This window comes from Acinetobacter sp. CIP-A165 (assembly GCF_000367985.1).
In the GTDB taxonomy this organism is placed as follows: Bacteria; Pseudomonadota; Gammaproteobacteria; order Pseudomonadales; family Moraxellaceae; genus Acinetobacter.
Genome location: NZ_KB849202.1, coordinates 745,512 through 763,325, shown reverse-complemented (window position 1 = coordinate 763,325; position 17,814 = coordinate 745,512). Strand labels below are relative to the sequence as shown.

The following is a 17,814-nucleotide window of genomic DNA, read 5'->3' as shown; positions in this document are numbered from 1 at the left end:
AAAAATAAGGGCTGAGTAATCAGCCCTTATTTTAGCTTTTTGCTCAAACAAAGCATAGCTTTGTTCTTCTTGCGAAGTAATACTTCTCAGGGAAAAGCCTTTCGGCTTTTCTTGATCCTAGCTCATTAAGTCAATTGAGCAGCTTGGATTTTCTTAGTATCAACTTGATCAGCTTCTTTTGTATATTCGCTCATCTTGTCGAAGTTCAAGTATTTGTAGATGTCAGCAGAAGCGCTGTCGATTTGCGACGCGTACTGTTGATATTCTTCTGGGCTTGGTAATTTGCCAAGAACAGCAGCTACAGATGCAAGCTCAGCAGAAGCTAAGTAAACGTTTGCACCTTGACCTAAACGGTTCGGGAAGTTACGAGTAGAAGTAGATACACATGTCGTATTCGGTGCTACACGTGCTTGGTTACCCATACACAATGAACAACCTGGCATCTCTGTACGCGCACCAGCACGACCATAGATGTTGTACATGCCTTCTTCCATCAATTGATGCTCGTCCATACGAGTTGGTGGAGCCAACCATAAACGAGTAGATAATGAACCACTTGGTACTTTATCTAACAATTGACCCGCTGCACGGAAGTGACCGATGTTGGTCATACAAGAACCGATGAATACTTCATCAATTTTGTCACCTTGAACGTCAGAAAGAAGTTTTGCATCATCTGGATCGTTCGGGCAGCAAAGAATAGGTTCTTTGATATCAGCAAGATCGATTTCATATACTTTCGTATATTCAGCATCAGCATCAGCTTTTAACAAGCTTGGGTTATCTAACCACTTCTGCATGTTTTCAGCACGACGAGCCATCGTACGCGCATCGCCATAACCTTCAGCGATCATCCACTTCAACATGGTGATGTTAGAACGTAAGTATTCAGCAACTTTCTCTTCAGAAAGCGTGATAGAACAACCAGCAGCAGAACGTTCAGCAGATGCATCAGAAAGTTCGAATGCTTGCTCAACCGTCAAGTCATTTTCCATTTCTGATAAATCGATCTCAAGGATACGACCAGAGAAGATGTTTTTCTTACCTTTCTTCTCAACAGTCAGGTCACCTGCTTGAATCGCATAGTAAGGAATCGCATGTACAAGGTCACGTAAAGTGATACCAGGCTGCATTTTACCTTTGAACTTAACAAGGATAGATTCAGGCATATCCAGTGGCATAACACCAGTCGCAGCTGCGAAAGCAACAAGACCAGAACCCGCTGGGAATGAAATACCGATTGGGAAACGCGTATGTGAGTCGCCACCTGTACCAACGGTATCAGGAAGTAACATACGGTTTAACCAAGAGTGGATAATACCATCGCCTGGACGTAAAGATACACCACCACGGTTCATGATGAAGTCAGGTAATGTATGGTGAGTAGTTACGTCAACTGGTTTTGGATATGCAGCAGTGTGACAGAAAGACTGCATGACTAAGTCAGCAGAGAAGCCCAAGCAAGCTAAGTCTTTTAACTCATCACGCGTCATAGGACCCGTTGTATCTTGCGAACCAACAGTAGTCATCTTAGGTTCACAGTAAGTACCCGGACGGATACCTTGACCTTCAGCTAAGCCACATGCGCGACCAACCATCTTCTGCGCTTGAGTAAAACCTTTACCTGTGTCAGCAGGTTGTACTGGCGTACGGAACAATGTAGAAGGTTCTAAACCTAATTCGTCACGTGCTTTTGAAGTCAAACCACGACCAATGATCAAGTTAATACGACCACCAGCGCGTACTTCATCTAGAAGTACAGGAGTTTTAAGTTCTGCTTCTGAGATTTGTACGCCATCTTTGAATGCAGTTACTTTTGCAGCAGCATGGTCAATTTTCAATACAACTTCGTCGCCCATATTCATGTTGGCAACGTCGATTTCTACAGGTAACGCACCTGCATCTTCCATTGTATTGAAGAAAATTGGCGCGATTTTAGAACCTAAGCACACACCACCATCTTTTTTGTTTGGAATGTGTGGAAGTTCATCACCAAAGAACCAAAGCACAGAGTTCGTTGCAGACTTACGAGATGAACCAGTACCAACAACGTCACCTACGTAAGCAACTTGGTTGCCTTTCGCGATCAATTCTTTGATTTGGTTTAATGGACCAACTTCACCTGGTTTTTCAGGATTGATACCATCACGTTCGTTTTTCAACATTGCATTCGCATGCAATGGAATGTCTGGACGACTCCAAGCATCTTGTGCAGGAGACAAGTCATCGGTATTGGTTTCACCAGTTACTTTGAACACAGTGATTTTGATTTCTTCTGGCACGTCAGGACGGCTTGTGAACCATTCTGCATCAGCCCAAGACTGTAAAACAGCTTTTGCATTTACATTGCCAGCTTTTGCTTTTTCAGCAACATCATGGAATGCATCAAATACTAGAAGCGTCTTTTTCAATGCTTCAGCAGCTAAGCCTGCAAGTTCAGCATTGTCAAGAAGTTCAACAAGTGGTGCTACGTTATAACCACCAAGCATCGTACCAAGTAAGTAAACAGCACGTTCTTTAGTAATAAGTGGAGAAGTCGCTTCGCCTTTTGCAACCGCAGCTAAGAAAGCAGCTTTTACATAAGCAGCTTGGTCAACACCTGCTGGAACACGATTTTCAAGCAAATCTACTAAATATGCCTCTTCACCTGCCGGTGGGTTTTTAAATAATACTACGAGTTCAGCAGTTTGAGCATCATCAAGTGGCTTCGGTGGGACTCCGAGTGCGGCACGTTCTGCAACGTGTTGGCGGTAAGCTTCTAGCACAGTGTTATTCCTCTTCTTTAATAAATTACTTGTAAGTTCCAGCTTTATACAAGCTCTACAAGCAATATGGACAGCAAAATTTTACTAGACTTCGCGTTAAAAGTTAATGCAACTGCCGTATATCTACGTGATGACCATTATTTTATAGCGAAATGTTCATACCTTTTAAATACCGCTTTGGTCTTACTCTAAAGCCTAATAAAATATTACAAACATAAAAAAAGACAACGTTGTTGTCTTTTCGATTAACACATTAAAATGACTTATAACTCGGTAGCTTATCGTGTGGAGTAGCTAAACACTGATCCGTATATTGCTGCTTCAATTTGTCGCGTATAGCCTCTGGATCTGCTTTTATTTGATCTACAGGCATCGCATATACATTTTCAATAATTTCAAAGATAAATTTACGTGTTGTTTCATCTTCAATTTTGCCAGCATGTTCTGTTGCTTGCTTTTGCTCAATTCCATTTTGACGATCCAACGTAATAGAACGCGCTGCATTGCCGACACTAACACAATAGCCATGCCATTGTTCTTCGGGTGTTAATGGTTTTTTTTCAGCACAACCGACCAAAACTAAACCTATTGCAATCAACAAAACTTTTTTCATGATCATACTACGGCTAATTTGATGCGCACATCATACTAAAACTGAATTATTTTGCAAAAGGACGCATTTGAAACTGACCTTTTAGCAATAAAAACATACAAATCCGTCACTACTATACATGGTATTGCCTGTCTTTTGGCATTTAACGCCACTTACAAGGATAAATCGTTCTCTATCTAATAAAAGATCGTATTCTCATTCATATTCAAACATTCGTTTTTAAGAATATGCCAAAGCTTGGTAGAAATGACTATAAATAAAAAAACCTGCTTTATTTACATAAAACAGGTCTGATATAAAATTTAGAATCGCCAATTATAGAATATATCTATCGCTCGTTCCAAAGATTGGCTAGCCTCAAGATATAAGCGGCGATTCATTTGATAGCGTAAGGTCAATTTATTTACAGGGGTAAATACACCGATACCATAGCGGATAAATAGATCTGGGGTGATATACCCTGTCAAACTGACTTGGGTGTCATCACCCGTTCCTTGTGCATCAAGTGCTAAGCCACTTAAACCAAAAGTTCGTCCGATTTGGTTGGTGAGTGCGCGTGTGCCGCCTAAGCCCATACTAATACCCGCCGCGGCAATGGTATTGTTTACATCCGACTTAAATCCTTCAGTATTACTTAGACCACTGCTCCCTTCATTGATACGCCCTGTCAATAACGCATTCAATGCTTCTTGCTCAGAGAGACCGGCATCGTTATAGATTTGAATATTCGGAACAGTCGCGGTGCCTGTTACACGTATCCCAACCATACTGCCTTGAACTGGCTTATTGGCATCAATATCAAGCGTTGGATTGGCAAGTGGGCCATTAAAACGTGCAATCGCACGATTCAAGTCTAAGCTTTGACCATATGCTTCAATTTTTACTTTTTGACTGACACCAATTGCACCATTGGCTCGCATGGCTGTTTCTAAACCACGTTGAGACAAATGCAATCGTCCAACCAATGGAATATTACTTTCAAAACCTTGGAAAATAACCTGATCACCCAAAGTGAGGGTCATATCCGCACGAATATCCCACGGTTTCGATGCCTTTAATGTCGCAAGCAAATCTTGTCCTTGATGAACAACGCGAACATCTGGTGAAAGCGTCACGACGTTTGCTGTTGATTCTGGCATAGAGATTCGAGCACGCGGCACATCAATTGTACCTTTCAAACTTAATCGCTGGTCAAATGGATATACATCTAGACTGAGATCTGGTTTAACAATTGCTGTAATCATTGGAGCTTGGCGAACCAAGAGGTTGTCACCTTTCAAAGTCAGTGCCAAATGTGGTTTATCTTTCCAATCAAAGCTTCCTTTCAACCGCCCAACGCCTTGACCACTATTAAATGCACCATCAATACTTGCCGAGTCTTGGCGAATAGATGAATAAAGCTGCATATTGGTTAAATTTACAGGCAATGAAATCATACTGATTGCGCCATTTTTCAAACGCATTTCGCCTGTAAATTGTGGCTGAGTCAGTGTGCCATTAATTTTACCTGCAAGCGCTAATGTGCCTGCCATAGAGCGTACATCTTTAATAAATGGTTTAAAGATTTTCAGTTGTACATCATCAAAAGCAATTTCCCCACGCATAGGCATACCTGTTTGAAATGGATCGACTACAACGTTGGCATACCCAGTTCCAATATCAGGTGTTTTCATATCAACACGGAACAGAAGTCCATCATTGACACTTTTTGCAATTAAGCTTAACTCGTCATAGGTCACTGTCGTTGCAATATCTTGTGGATCTTCTGCGGCTAAACCAATCTCACCTTTGCGTGTCACTAAACGTGAATCTAATTTAGGGCGAGTGCCTTTTACCCAAGATGCTTTTGCATAACCATTTAACTGCCCAGTTACAGCCAAGCCTTCAGGCATAAATGCGGCAAAGTCTTTTAGATCTAAATCCTTAGTAATAAACGAAAAACTTCCTTTTTCTTTACTAATACGAGCAGGTTGATCTAAACACAATTGGCTTTCAGCACTTTGCCAACAATGCTGACCGACATATAACTCAGATCGTGCTGTCGTATAGATAACAGGCGTATTTTGATTTTGGGCAAGATCAATGCGGCGCGAATTGAACCTTCCTTTCTGGATTTCACCTAGCCAATCATTGTTTTGATTAAAACCACCAGCAAGCTGTACATAAAAATTGGTATGCGCATTTTTACTTTCTAGTTTTAACAAATGCGCTTTTCGTGTGCCCGCTAAATTGATCGTTGCCTTTTCAATTTCACGTTTTCCGCTGCGTAAATGATCCAATGTTGCAGTCAATTGCGTTGCTGTTGTTTCTGAAGTTGGTAACTCACCTTGGACACGCAAAGATTTGATACTTGCCAAGTCACTGAAAGCAAAATTATCGACAGCAATATTTGCAGTCGCCTTAAGTCGTGGTTGTGACTGTACATTTAAATTGCCGTAAGCACGCCCACGCAAGCCAGGATATAACTCATATAATGCAGGTGCGTTTATCTTAAATTGTAAACTTTGTGCATTTCCAGTGGCTTGAAGTTGGTTCTGCCCATAAGCAAAAAATAAATTATTTGCTTCAAACTGCTGTGGTAAGAAACCAGTCTGATTTGAATCCAGTAACAAAGACAGATTACCACGACCGCGTACAGGCTTATTGTTGAGAAAACCCGCTGCATTGAGTTCTCGAATATCAACGCGTTTTACTTGATCTGACCAAACGCCTTGCGTTTTTACATGGCCTGAGACTTCACCTTTAAGACTAGAAACAAAGTAATGAGGCTTAAATCGGACTAAGGATACTTCCATGTTCCAACCAAGCTTATCTTTAAGATCGACTTTACCTGTTGCAAACATTTTGCCTGCAACACCATCATGCTTTAACTCATTAATTTGAATCTCAGTCGGTGTTCCTGCAATATTAATCTTTAACAGCCCGTTGCCTTGATTTAAAGCATTTAACGAACCATCATAATCTACCGAAAAACGTTTAAATCCACCGCCTGCCTGAACATCATCAAACATTAACGTCGTTGTACTTTTTCCTTTGAGCACAATCGTTTCATTTTGATTGGCTTGAGCAAGTTGTCCTTTTAGATCAATATTTTCAAGTTGAATAATCTGTTGGTTCGGTTTTGCAAAACCAGACGCTTTGATTTCGCCATTCAGTAGATTTACAGGTGCTGCAGTCGCGACTGTTTGAGGATTAAAGTCTTGTGCTTTAAGTTGGGCTTGCCATGACAGTTGCTGCTTTTCATGTGGTAATTTAACTGTCGCTTGTCCAGTTAAGCTACCTTTATCCGCTTGATAAAGGAAATTTTCGACATTTAGAACATTCGATTTCAAATCAACTTTTGCATCATATTTCCCTGCTGGCAATAAACCTTGCTCATTGGGACGTACAATCGTTGTAAGATAAATGTCTTGTTGATCTTCTCTTAAGGTCACATTGGTTTGACCTTCCGCGCTACTTAACCAGCCAATATAAGGCATCGCTCGATCTATACCTTGCCAAGCAATATCTAACACCATCGGTTGAGGTTTATTATTTTTTGCTTCTGCCTGATTTAATTTGACCTGCCAAGTTTCGTACTTATCAAAGGCAAGCTGCGCATTGAGTGCTAACCCATTTTCCAACGAGCCTACAGCGCTTATATTTGCATCCAAGCTTGGCGGCAAAAAATCCTGAGCAATTTGCGGTAGCGTTTTGTCTTTTGGGTTTAAGCGATCTAATCGCCCTTTTATATCCCATGACACTTGTTCATTCCAATTTACAAAGCCTTTTAATCCAACCGATCCACCCATTAACTGACCATTAAAGTCTTGGATGTTGAGTTGATTTTTCAGATCTGTTTCCATGAGCGCATTATACTTGCCTTCGGGAAGTTGCTCACCTTTCAGGTCAGTATCCAAGCTCAAAATCAGTTTATCAATATCACCATTAAATCTAGCGATACCATCTTTCGCAAAAAGTTTTTGCTCTTTCAATATCGGAAGATGATAGTTTTTGAATAACAATGCACCTTTCATAGGCACCTGATCACGCACAGGATGAATCACAGCCCAACCCGTCAATAAATCTGGTGTATGGGTCGCCACGCCTGCTCTTATGGTATCCAATGTACCTGTCGCCACGACCTTGATCGTCTCAACGTCAATACTTTTTAGTGATGGAATAATCAGATCTGCTGTTAGATCTAAAGGATACTTACCATTAAAATCCATTTGACCTGTGGCATTTTTAACCGCCAAATACCCCATATCCATACGAGAGTCTTCAAACTCTAATTTCGTATCTGACCAAAGTGCATCTTTTAAATAAATATCATTAAAATCAATTTTTGCAGTTGTGGTCTTTATTTCCAAATGATCTAAAGTAGCTTTATCAATACGAAGTACAAACGGAAGTTTGATTGGCGCAAAATCGAATGGTTTTCCTGATGGCGGCTTTTTATTTATAACGATGAGGTTGGAAATATCCGCATGACTCAAATGCACCTCTTTATTTAAAATCGCACGCCAACCCAAAGAAACGTCTGCACGGTCCAAAGAAACATCAACGGCCTCTAATTTCACCAAAACGTTTTTTAGAATAATGCCTCGTAATAAATTGCCACCTTCATATTCGTATTGAATTATTTTTTGGTTTTGTAGCACACGATCGAGTAAAAAACGACTTCCCTTATCTGTTGACATCATCACAAATAATGAGCTGACCAAGAATAAAAGAATGAACAGCACCACCAGCACGATACTCCGAAGAATACGCCGTTCTCGTCTTGGTGCAGTTGGAGGTGTAAGTTGCTGGTCTGCTTCCGTCATAATTAACCTAAATTTTTTTCGCTTTTAAAGGGTTATAAAAAGTCTTTAAAGTTGTGATCCAATAAAGAAGTGCAGTCGAATTGGGCGGTTTTCATTAGAAATACCCGATGCAACATCCAAACGAATCGGACCAATTGGAGATCTCCAACGGATACCAACACCTACACTATATTCAGTTGGATTACTAAAATCTTTATCAAAAGCATTACCAAAGTCAGAAAAAACTGCAGCACGCCAACCATCTTTAAATTGATAGTTATATTCTAACGATCCAACACCTAACGCCTGACCACCAATCTTATATCCATCTATTTCTGGGGATAGACTTTTATAATCGAATCCACGTAAAGATTGATCACCACCCGTAAAGAAACGCAAATTATAAGGGACTTTATTAAAATCATCGGTAAAAATATAACTTGCATCACCACGCCCGACAAATTGATGATTGTCATTTTCTCCTAGCGAGTAAATAAATCTCCAACCTGCTCCCAGTATCGCCATATTGGCATCTGAAAGAAGCGACTCAGCTCCTAATTCGAGTTTATAAATTTGTTTAAAGCCTTTGGTTGGATTTAAACGAGTATTCGTATTTGTCTTAGAAATTTCATAACCTAAGAGTAATGATTGTTGCTCAGAGTTTGTACCTGCTGCTTTAAAGGCATCGGGTAACTCCGAAATATCAACATTCCCTTTTTCAGTTAGGCGGTCTAAGCGATAGCGCAATCCAAAAGTATGCTGCCAATTACCAAGTGGATTCTTAATTACACGTTCACCACCAAGTACAGCAGACTCAACTAACAAACCGATGTTAGGACCGATGTCATCTCGAGTTTCACGCTCATAACCTCCGACAAGGTTAAAGTAGTCATTGAGTGGATGCTTATAAGGGATGCTATAACGTCCATCAATAGACTGGCGTATTTCCGAAACCTCGATGTTGGCATCAAAGGCATGACCATGTTTATTGACTATTGCACGACGATACTGAGAACGAATACGCGCTCCAGTATCCGTACCATAACCCACACCTGTTTCGATACTATTTAACCGATCGGCATTTAAGGTGACCACAACCGGAATCTTTTTATCCAAACGCGCTTGTTCTTCTTGTTGCTGCCGCTCTTGATTGTCATCCTGTACGCTTGGCATCGAACGTGCCAAAGAATAAGCTTGTGCTGGTTCACTTCCTGAGAACTGGGACTCATCTACAACATCTTGGGTGACTTCTTCGGCAGAGGTCACTTTCTGTCGCGCTAAGTCAGCTTTTTGCTGAGTATTTAAGAGCTGAGATTGCTCGATACGTTGTTGATCGACCAATGCTTGCAAGTCAGGTGGTAATTCTAAAGGCGGTTGGTTCAGATCAGGTTTAATGGTATCGACCAACGTGTAATTAAAATAACGTGTATTGGTTAAGTTATTTGCTAAAAGATTAACCCGCCAAAAAGCATAATCATCACCCTCTTTCCAAGGCACGAGGCTATCGAGCACTTTTTGTGTCAGTGGTAATGGCTTGCTCGGATCACTCATTTTATATTGGACTTGTTTGAGTTTATACCGGTCGCCTGTTTCATACTTTAAATTAATTTCTGCTGTTTTCTCAGGCTGGCTAATTTTAACGTCATGTAATCGCCAAAATGCATCAAAGAAACCATTGTCTGACGCTGTTGTTGCAATTTTATTTTTGGTTGCCTCATATTTACCGTGGTTGAAAATATCACCTTCATCCTGCTCAGGAATCAAACCAATCACTTGGAATTGAGGGACATTCTCACCCGCGCCAGTAAATTCAATATTTTGTTCTTTTATCAGAACGGGTTCATTTGGAACAACGTTCACTTTGACTTTGCTATCACTCAATTTCTCAAAGGTATAGGTTGAATCATAATAGCCGACTGCTTGCGCCGCTTGATTGGTCAATACTCTCAATTGAGGCAAAGCGACATTGAACTCCTCGAAAGCCTCCTGTGTAAAACTAGATAGCTTTGCTTTGATGTTGGCAGCAAGCACAGGTGGAGCACCTGTCACATCCGCACTAATACGCGGAATTCTGTCTGCACCGAGCAAATTTTCTGGGCGCAATCGATTCAAGACTCTTTTAAAGAACCCAACTTTTTCTTGCTCTTGATCTGTTTGCACCTGAAATTCAGACAATGTCTTACCTGATTCATTTGCTTCAACAATGATCTGGCTATCGGTCTGGATATCCTTCATCAATTGATCAATATTAATAGGTGCCTGACTGATCTCGGTGAGCTCAGTTTGTGTTGCTTCGTTGACTAAAATATCGGTGTTCTTTGCAGTATCTGCTCGATGTGACTGTGCTTGATTTTTTGCGTCTTCGGCAACCTGAAAGATTTCATTTGCCATATTTTGATCAACAGTGATCACTGGCAAATTGTCTAAATTTTCGTCCAAATCGATCGGCTGCAACACATCAATTTGATGTGCTGACTGTTCTTGTTGTTTTAGTGCCGCCACACTGTCTTGTGCTGGATTGAAATTTTGTTGATCTATTTGAAAGGCTTGAATTGGGATTTCTGGAGCAGGAATACTTTTAACCTGATCTTTCATCCGCTCAATTGTTTGATTTTCAATCGCTTCAGCAACTTGATCTTCCGCATAAGCATTTGATATAAAACAACTAATCAAAAAACCACTACAAATAAGTTTAGGAAAGCTCTGCATTTTAAGAATTAAATGCATAGAATGAACCAATGTTGACTGTTTAAACTTAGATTTAGATAGCATGTAGTACTCTAAACTTACTTTTTAGATTTATCGTTTTTGATGGTTGAAAACCGCTTCAAATCTTTGATTTTTCATCCAATCAAACATGAAAGTATCATACATGTATTATTTAGTAAATTTACACTACGTCACATTTTTTTATAAATCACAATGAAGTGAACACATGATGAAACAAGATGAGCGCTTAATGACATCACGTCGGTTTGCCCCGATGTTTTTCACTCAATTTTTCGGCGCGCTGAATGATAATGTCTATAAGCAAGCCCTTCTTTTAGTCATTACTTATGGTTGGATTCAACAACAAACCGCAGCCGTAAGTACACTCAATAATTTAGCTGCATTACTGTTTATTTTGCCTTACTTTTTCTTTTCAGCAACTGCTGGTCAAGTTGCTGATAAATATGAAAGATCACAGCTCGTCCGTTTGCTTAAGCTACTTGAAATCGTGATCATGCTGATCGGTACCGCAGGTTTCTTGCTCGGTAATTTGTGGTTACTATTATTCGCTCTTTTTCTAATGGGAACACATTCAACCTGTTTTGGCCCAATCAAATACGCCATTCTCCCTGAAATATTAAAACCAAATGAACTCATGTCAGGAAATGCGCTATTCCAGTCAGGCACATCGATCGCCATTTTATTCGGGATGATCTTGGGCGGTGCTGTGATTGCAACTTCAGCAGGCAATTTATTATGGATTAGTATTACGGTTGTTACGATCGCTTGCTTAGGCTATTTTTGTAGTCGATTTATTCTCCCGCAAAAAGTTGCGGCACCAGATTTAAAAATAGACTGGAACTTTTTTCGTACAAGCCTGCAAACAGTAAAATACGCGAAAAGTATTCCTGTTATTTTTATGATTTTGCTCGGTAACTCTTGGTATTGGTTTTATGGGGCGACCTATTTAACTCAGATTCCACAGCTCACCCAACAAAATCTTCATGCTTCAGAGAATGTCGTCAGCTTACTACTCACCTTTTTCTCTGTCGGTATTGGTGTCGGTTCTTTGCTGTGTAGACGAATTGGTGGAACTGATATTAATATCAGAATGGTTCCGTATGGCGCGATTGGTTTAACCGTTTTCGCGCTTTATTTGGCTGCTAGCTTGGCGTTTGTACCAGAACGTACAGGTGAACTGCTGAGCTTAAAAGATGTCTTTACTGAAGGTGCTGTGTATTATCATGTTATGCTTGCAGTCACTTTGCTTGGCATTAGCGGTGGATTCTATATCGTACCCTTATATGCAATGATGCAAGCTTATTCACCACGCTCTCATCGTGCTCGAGTGGTTGCTGCTAATAACATTCTCAATGCTATATTTATGGTCTCTTCAGCAATTTTCTCAATTTTAATCTTAAGCATCTTAAAAATTGATATTAAAATATTATTTACGATTACTGCGGTTTTAAGTGCAATTTATTCATTCTGGTTATTAAAACGCCTAAAACCTTTATTGGAAAACGCTCCCAATACTTTAGAGGATTAATCTATGCGTCAGTACACAGGTCTCGACCAACTCATTAACTCCTTTGACCAAGCATTACGCAGTTTAGTTCCGGGTGCGACTGCCTCTCAGCGCGCCAATCCTGCACATGACGAAGCTGCACAATTATGCGTCAGCGATGCACGCCATGTCGCGGGTTTAATGCGGGTAAACCATAGTGGTGAGGTATGCGCACAAGCGCTTTATCACGGTCAGGCATTGACAGCAAAACTTCCACATGTCCGTGAAGAAATGCAACACGCTGCGATTGAAGAACAAGACCATTTAGCTTGGTGCGAGGATCGCTTAAAAGAGTTGGATAGTCACACCAGTGTCTTAAACCCAATATGGTATGGGTTATCTTACGGCATGGGCGCAATTGCAGGAATTGCGGGTGATAAATACAGTTTAGGGTTCGTCGCGGAAACTGAGCGCCAAGTCAGTCAACATTTGCAAGAGCACCTTCAACAACTACCTGAACACGATGACCGTTCCCGTAAGATCTTAGAGCAAATGAATGAGGATGAATTACAGCATCGCGACACCGCATTACAAGCAGGTGGCGTTGTTGAACTACCAGCGCCTGTGCGTATCACCATGACCGCCATTTCAAAATTGATGACTAAAACCAGTTATTATTTATAAAATTTAGACTTGGGAATTGTGAAATCATAATTCCCCTATTTTTTCAAAACTTTAAGTAATTTTATTTAAATACAATTTTTCCCTTATCTTTTGAATAACGATCATACCAAAAACTTTGAGATTGCTTTTCTGTATCTGTAAAAATCGTATAGTTAATTTTTCCTTGCCTAAAACTGATTTGATCACGATTTTTTACAGCTATAACTCTTAGATCATTTACCCAAATACGCTGTTGCTGATCAATTTTGATCCGAGCTAAAGATGTTCCATCTCGTCGTTCAGCGATCCACTGCGGCTGGCTTATTGATGTATTTTGATCAGTTACCACGGTACTAGATTGAACGAATCCAGCTTTGATATTTTCTTCTTTAGTTTTGCTAATATCACAGCCTTGTAATTCACTTAATTGTGTACAGCCTGAAAATTCCAATTGTTGTCTATATTTGGCATCGATTGCATAAGCAGAATTCATAACCCCACAAGAGATAAGACCAACAATCATCAGCTTCATTTGCATAGAGCACCCTTATATGTTCTATTCATCAATTATTTATTTAAACATCAATCATATAATAGATCTGTAATTTAAATGTTGAGTCTAAAAGTAAAAAACCTATGAGATAAACCATAGGCTTTTTTAGAAATTGTTCGTAATTAGTTTAAACCATGCTCTGCTTTAAAGCGCTCTAAGTTTCGAACTGCATCGTGATAGCGTGATTGCACCCGACTACTATTTATTCTTAAATCATATAAACGCTTTTTATAATCATCACGATCCTTAATCGATAGATCTTTGCGCTCCAATTCTTTGAGATAATGATTTATGTCAGTTTGTGAACGATTGAATTCTGAGTCTGCTTGATAGTAAGCATTTGCAACTTGGTAATAATTACGCAATGACTCTCGTTTTTCGATTGGACAAACCCTAAAATCACCACGACCATCTAATGCTTCATTAAAAATCGTCTCAGGTCGACAATAATAACCCAAGCCTTTCTGATAACCTTTTTCATATAAGCTTTGATTTGGAACAACATTGGCTTTTTGACAAGATGAATAATATTTATCTAAACGAGATGCATGCCCAGCCGAACCATCTTTCTCACCGACATTAAACCAATTTGCTGTTTTACATTGCTCAACACTCATTGACGCACAGCCAGAAAGTAAAACCGCCAAAGTGAAACCGAGTAAAATAGTCTTCATAAAGCGCTTCCTAATTATTCGCTATTATTTATAAAAAATTATATTGTAATGACAGGATACTGTATATTTTGGTCATAACTTAATGCAGTTTGCTGCCATAAATCGCTTAAAGGAATTTTTACGTCTAATGCTAATGGTAACTTTTTTGGATTAAATTGCATATTGTCTAAAGTATTGCCCCAAGCAATTACATCGATATCTAAACTGATATGGTGCGATGGACGAATACGCCCCGATTGCGCTTCAAACTTTTTGAGTATCTCTATTATTTCATCAACAGGCAGATGGCTTTGCAATAAACACGCTGAGTTCCAATAATCAGCACCAATCCCATCACGACATGGGATTTGATAAATCGGAGAAAACTTCACCGTACCTAAATCTGCAAGTTGAGTATAAGCAAAAGTAAAATTTTGCTGTTGCTGAACATTACTCGCCAGTGCGAGCGCAAAAATCGTTTCTGTTGCGTTCAAGACGAATTCCTACTGCTTGAGCTTGTGCAATGATTGCAGGTTTGCGAATCGTGATAATAATAGATTCGACTGAAGGGAAAGTAGAAAATAAACGATCAAGCACTAACTGAGCCGCATGCTCAATGAGTTTGGGTTGAGCTTGTTGAATCACTTCGGCTGCAAGTTCACAAATTTGAGCATAGTTAAGTGTATCGTCTAACTCATCAGAATTTGCAGCCTGACTGAGATCATTATGAATGGTGAGATCTAACATCAAAGGTTGAATAATTTGGCGTTCCCAGTTGAAACAACCAATAACCGTATCCACCTTTAATCCTTCAATAATAATGGCATCCATAATGACCTAATAATGAACCGATAAATAAATTAATGCTTTAAAAACGAAGCAGGTTCGATATTGTGAACCATTTTCAGACGTTGGTCAGCATAAATATCGGTATATGGTGCAAGAATACGCATGAAACGATCAAAATATAACATTTGCTTGAATAGTAAAGCGAAATCACGCGGGAATTTGATCCCATGTCGCTCACCAACACCGATCATATCCATCATGATGTCATTCAAATCAGCAGGATTTGAACTCAAAATTTCTTGAGGGTCAGCCAATAATACGCCGCTAAATAAACGCTCTAAATCATCAGCCAAGACTTGTGTATCGATCTTTTTATTGGTCATTCCCATCTTGAGCATGTTTTCAGCCATAGCGGTATAATTGGTATGCTGCAAAGCATCCATAAATGCCATACACGCTGTCCACACCGCAGGATTGAGTTGCCCAACAATACCAAAATCAATAAAACCAACACGCCCATCTTCAAGCAACATCAGATTGCCAGCATGCAGATCAGCATGGAAACTTTTACATAGCATTAAGCTACCGAACCAAGTATTCATTGCTGTGATTAAAACTTGTGTTGGATCTTTTGCATATTGTTTAACAACATCAAAATCCGTTAATGACACACCGTACAAACGTTGCATCGTTAAAACACGGCGTGTTGAAAACTGATGATAAACCTTTGGTGCAGTTGCAGCAGTATTGCCTGAAACATTGAGGTATTGAACAAAATCATCGAGGTTTTGTGCTTCTTCAATAAAGTCGACTTCACGTACCATACGTGTTTTGATCTCGTCTACGATTTCGGACAAAGATGCAAATTTAATCTTTGGAACTGCTTTTTCTAGTAATTTTGCAGCCCAATGTACAACATTTAAGTCAGTATATAAGATGGTTTCAACCCCAGGCTTTTGTACTTTCAATACAACGTCTTCACCTGTGACCAACTTGGCAGCATGTACTTGCGCGATTGATGCTGAAGCAAGCGGCTTTTCATCAATAAAACTAAAAATCTCATTGAGATTTTTACCCTCAAACTCTTCAGCCAAAACGCCTTGAATATAACTAAATGGCAAGGTTGGGGTTTGATCTAAACAACCTTGGAACTCTTGAACATATTCACGAGGAAATAAAGATGGTGTACTGGCAATAAACTGCCCGAGCTTAATATAAGTTGAACCTAATGATTCAAAGGTTTCACGCATGAGTTTAGCGTTACTCGGTTTTTCGGTTGCATATTTCACACCTGCTTGTGCCGCAACCATAACTGTCTCACCAATACGTGCAACAGAGCGTAGTCCATCAAATAAAATATTTCTTTTCATAATCTTTCATTGTCTCGAAAATGGCATTAGTTTAGCAAAGTTTGCTGATATTACCGATCAAGTTGCCTGACAAACTGGACAATTTGCATCTTTTTCAAATTGTAGAATGCGCTGTGAAAGGTTGAAACCATTCCAAAGTAACAGTTTTTGCTTGAGCGGTGTTAAACCCAAGCCTAAATAAAGCAAAGTGTGATGTGCTTGTAATGACGCTATGATTACAGGTGTGGTCGCTAGTACCCCAGATTCAGCACAACGCAAGCCTTCATCAGCTTGCTGTTCTTTAGGAAATAGACATTCATAACAAGCTGAATCGGTATCCACCATAAATAATTGCGCTTCAAAACCAATTGCAGACGCACTAATCAGTGGAACTTGCTGCTTTCTACAAGTTAAATTTACTAGATATCGGGTAGTAAAGTTATCACAACCATCTAAAACTACATCTTGATGCTGTACTAAATCATCAGCATTCGTTTCATCAAATCGTATATTTTGATAGTTGACTTGTATATGTGGGTTAATATCTTGTAGATGTTTAGCCAGAACTTCTGCTTTGTAGTGTCCCAAATCATTTGAGGTAAATGCAATCTGTCGTTGTAGATTGCTCATTTCAATACTATCAGCATCAACAATCGTTATTTTTCCTACGCCCGCACGAGCAAGCAATTCGGCACTGGTACAACCGATACCCCCTGCACCGACAATCAGAACATTAGCAAGTTTCAGCTTTTCTTGTGCTTCAATATCCCAACCATCCAACAGAATCTGACGACTATATAGATGCATCTCATCGTCACTCAGTTCAAATGCATTTTCTTGATGGTCAGACACGTTCTTTCTTCTCTAATGAATCACTCGTTCTCGATTTTAAGTGTGCAAAATGATTTAGCAAAGGAATAAGTGTTATATCTTCAATGATTTTACTTTGACAAACTCACACTTTTACCCCAATATTTTTATTACTCTTTAACAGCCTAATAAAATCAATAAATTACGATACAGTGTAAAAACTTTGGGTATTTACATAAATTAGCGTTCAACTTTATGTTTTTGCTTAATTTATTTATGCTATTTTATAGTTCACTGCCGCATAGGCAGCTTAGAAATGGAAATTAAAGAGTTGGCAGATAGCATTGAAGTTCACTGCCGCATAGGCAGCTTAGAAATTTAAACAAGTTTATTAAACATTATGAATGGCGTTCACTGCCGCATAGGCAGCTTAGAAATGAAAGTAAGCGTTCAGAAGTTGCCAACTCAGGTTCACTGCCGCATAGGCAGCTTAGAAACTGTTAAGCGCCGTCAAAACCTCAAAGGGACGTTCACTGCCGCATAGGCAGCTTAGAAATATTAGTTGTAATTAATTAGTCATGACTAATTGTTCACTGCCGCATAGGCAGCTTAGAAA

General features: G+C 39.6%; 12 protein-coding genes and 1 CRISPR repeat array. Of the genes, 2 read left to right on the top strand and 10 right to left on the bottom strand.

The annotated features are described in order from the left end of the window. Window positions 1-125 precede the first annotated feature (125 nt). The 4 genes from F991_RS09070 to F991_RS09055 form a co-directional block, all read right to left on the bottom strand. A complete protein-coding gene (locus tag F991_RS09070; RefSeq protein ID WP_004670709.1) occupies window positions 126-2,765 on the bottom strand; it encodes a bifunctional aconitate hydratase 2/2-methylisocitrate dehydratase in 2,640 nt (879 codons plus the stop codon). A gap of 253 nt (window positions 2,766-3,018) precedes the next feature. Continuing rightward, complete coding sequence (locus tag F991_RS09065; protein ID WP_004670708.1) at window positions 3,019-3,378, bottom strand: hypothetical protein; 360 nt, start codon at window positions 3,376-3,378, stop codon at window positions 3,019-3,021. 302 nt (window positions 3,379-3,680) lie between these two features. Next, the gene (locus F991_RS09060; RefSeq protein WP_004670707.1) at window positions 3,681-8,186 is read right to left on the bottom strand and encodes a translocation/assembly module TamB domain-containing protein; all 4,506 of its coding nucleotides are present in this window, start codon (window positions 8,184-8,186) and stop codon (window positions 3,681-3,683) included. Between the two features lie 45 nt (window positions 8,187-8,231). After that, window positions 8,232-10,937: an autotransporter assembly complex protein TamA gene (locus tag F991_RS09055; RefSeq protein ID WP_004670706.1), complete on the bottom strand. Its 2,706-nt coding sequence runs from the start codon at window positions 10,935-10,937 to the stop codon at window positions 8,232-8,234. A 163-nt stretch (window positions 10,938-11,100) separates the two neighbouring features. On the opposite strand from F991_RS09055, the gene F991_RS09050 reads away from it, so the two are divergent. Both F991_RS09050 and coq7 read left to right on the top strand, forming a co-directional pair. After that, a complete protein-coding gene (locus F991_RS09050; protein ID WP_155757145.1) occupies window positions 11,101-12,423 on the top strand; it encodes an MFS transporter in 1,323 nt (440 codons plus the stop codon). Between the two features lie 3 nt (window positions 12,424-12,426). Continuing rightward, window positions 12,427-13,065: a 2-polyprenyl-3-methyl-6-methoxy-1,4-benzoquinone monooxygenase gene (gene coq7 / locus F991_RS09045; protein WP_004670704.1), complete on the top strand. Its 639-nt coding sequence runs from the start codon at window positions 12,427-12,429 to the stop codon at window positions 13,063-13,065. A 61-nt stretch (window positions 13,066-13,126) separates the two neighbouring features. Here coq7 and F991_RS09040 read toward each other — a convergent pair whose 3' ends face one another. From F991_RS09040 to F991_RS09015, 6 genes are all read right to left on the bottom strand, one after another. Then, the gene (locus F991_RS09040; protein ID WP_004670703.1) at window positions 13,127-13,582 is read right to left on the bottom strand and encodes a hypothetical protein; all 456 of its coding nucleotides are present in this window, start codon (window positions 13,580-13,582) and stop codon (window positions 13,127-13,129) included. Between the two features lie 137 nt (window positions 13,583-13,719). Then, window positions 13,720-14,271 carry a DUF2799 domain-containing protein gene (locus tag F991_RS09035; RefSeq protein ID WP_004670702.1) on the bottom strand — a complete coding sequence of 184 codons (552 nt, stop codon included), beginning with the start codon at window positions 14,269-14,271 and terminating at the stop codon, window positions 13,720-13,722. Window positions 14,272-14,309: 38 nt separating this feature from the next. Then, window positions 14,310-14,744 carry a 2-amino-4-hydroxy-6-hydroxymethyldihydropteridine diphosphokinase gene (locus F991_RS09030; RefSeq protein WP_004670701.1) on the bottom strand — a complete coding sequence of 145 codons (435 nt, stop codon included), beginning with the start codon at window positions 14,742-14,744 and terminating at the stop codon, window positions 14,310-14,312. Further along, window positions 14,701-15,081, bottom strand: a complete 381-nt coding sequence (gene folB / locus F991_RS09025) for a dihydroneopterin aldolase (protein WP_004670700.1) — start codon at window positions 15,079-15,081, stop codon at window positions 14,701-14,703. Before folB ends, F991_RS09030 begins: the two co-directional genes overlap by 44 nt. Window positions 15,082-15,110: 29 nt before the next feature. Beyond that, window positions 15,111-16,409, bottom strand: a complete 1,299-nt coding sequence (locus F991_RS09020; protein ID WP_004670699.1) for an ABC1 kinase family protein — start codon at window positions 16,407-16,409, stop codon at window positions 15,111-15,113. 57 nt (window positions 16,410-16,466) lie between these two features. Then, on the bottom strand, window positions 16,467-17,195 hold the full coding sequence (locus F991_RS09015; protein ID WP_416201914.1) for a HesA/MoeB/ThiF family protein: 729 nt from the start codon (window positions 17,193-17,195) through the stop codon (window positions 16,467-16,469). Window positions 17,196-17,487: 292 nt separating this feature from the next. Then, window positions 17,488-17,814: a CRISPR direct-repeat array (repeat unit 28 nt; unit sequence GTTCACTGCCGCATAGGCAGCTTAGAAA).

What these genes read in the sequence shown, in the direction of transcription:
- F991_RS09040 (WP_004670703.1), bottom strand. Translation starts at nt 13,582, where the DNA reads ATGCAAATGAAGCTGATGATTGTTGGTCTTATCTCTTGTGGGGTTATG.
- folB (WP_004670700.1), bottom strand. Translation starts at nt 15,081, where the DNA reads ATGGATGCCATTATTATTGAAGGATTAAAGGTGGATACGGTTATTGGT.
- F991_RS09055 (WP_004670706.1), bottom strand. Translation starts at nt 10,937, where the DNA reads ATGCTATCTAAATCTAAGTTTAAACAGTCAACATTGGTTCATTCTATG.
- F991_RS09035 (WP_004670702.1), bottom strand. Translation starts at nt 14,271, where the DNA reads ATGAAGACTATTTTACTCGGTTTCACTTTGGCGGTTTTACTTTCTGGC.
- coq7 (WP_004670704.1), top strand. Translation starts at nt 12,427, where the DNA reads ATGCGTCAGTACACAGGTCTCGACCAACTCATTAACTCCTTTGACCAA.
- F991_RS09060 (WP_004670707.1), bottom strand. Translation starts at nt 8,186, where the DNA reads ATGACGGAAGCAGACCAGCAACTTACACCTCCAACTGCACCAAGACGA.
- F991_RS09065 (WP_004670708.1), bottom strand. Translation starts at nt 3,378, where the DNA reads ATGAAAAAAGTTTTGTTGATTGCAATAGGTTTAGTTTTGGTCGGTTGT.
- F991_RS09015 (WP_416201914.1), bottom strand. Translation starts at nt 17,195, where the DNA reads ATGCATCTATATAGTCGTCAGATTCTGTTGGATGGTTGGGATATTGAA.
- F991_RS09020 (WP_004670699.1), bottom strand. Translation starts at nt 16,409, where the DNA reads ATGAAAAGAAATATTTTATTTGATGGACTACGCTCTGTTGCACGTATT.
- F991_RS09050 (WP_155757145.1), top strand. Translation starts at nt 11,101, where the DNA reads ATGATGAAACAAGATGAGCGCTTAATGACATCACGTCGGTTTGCCCCG.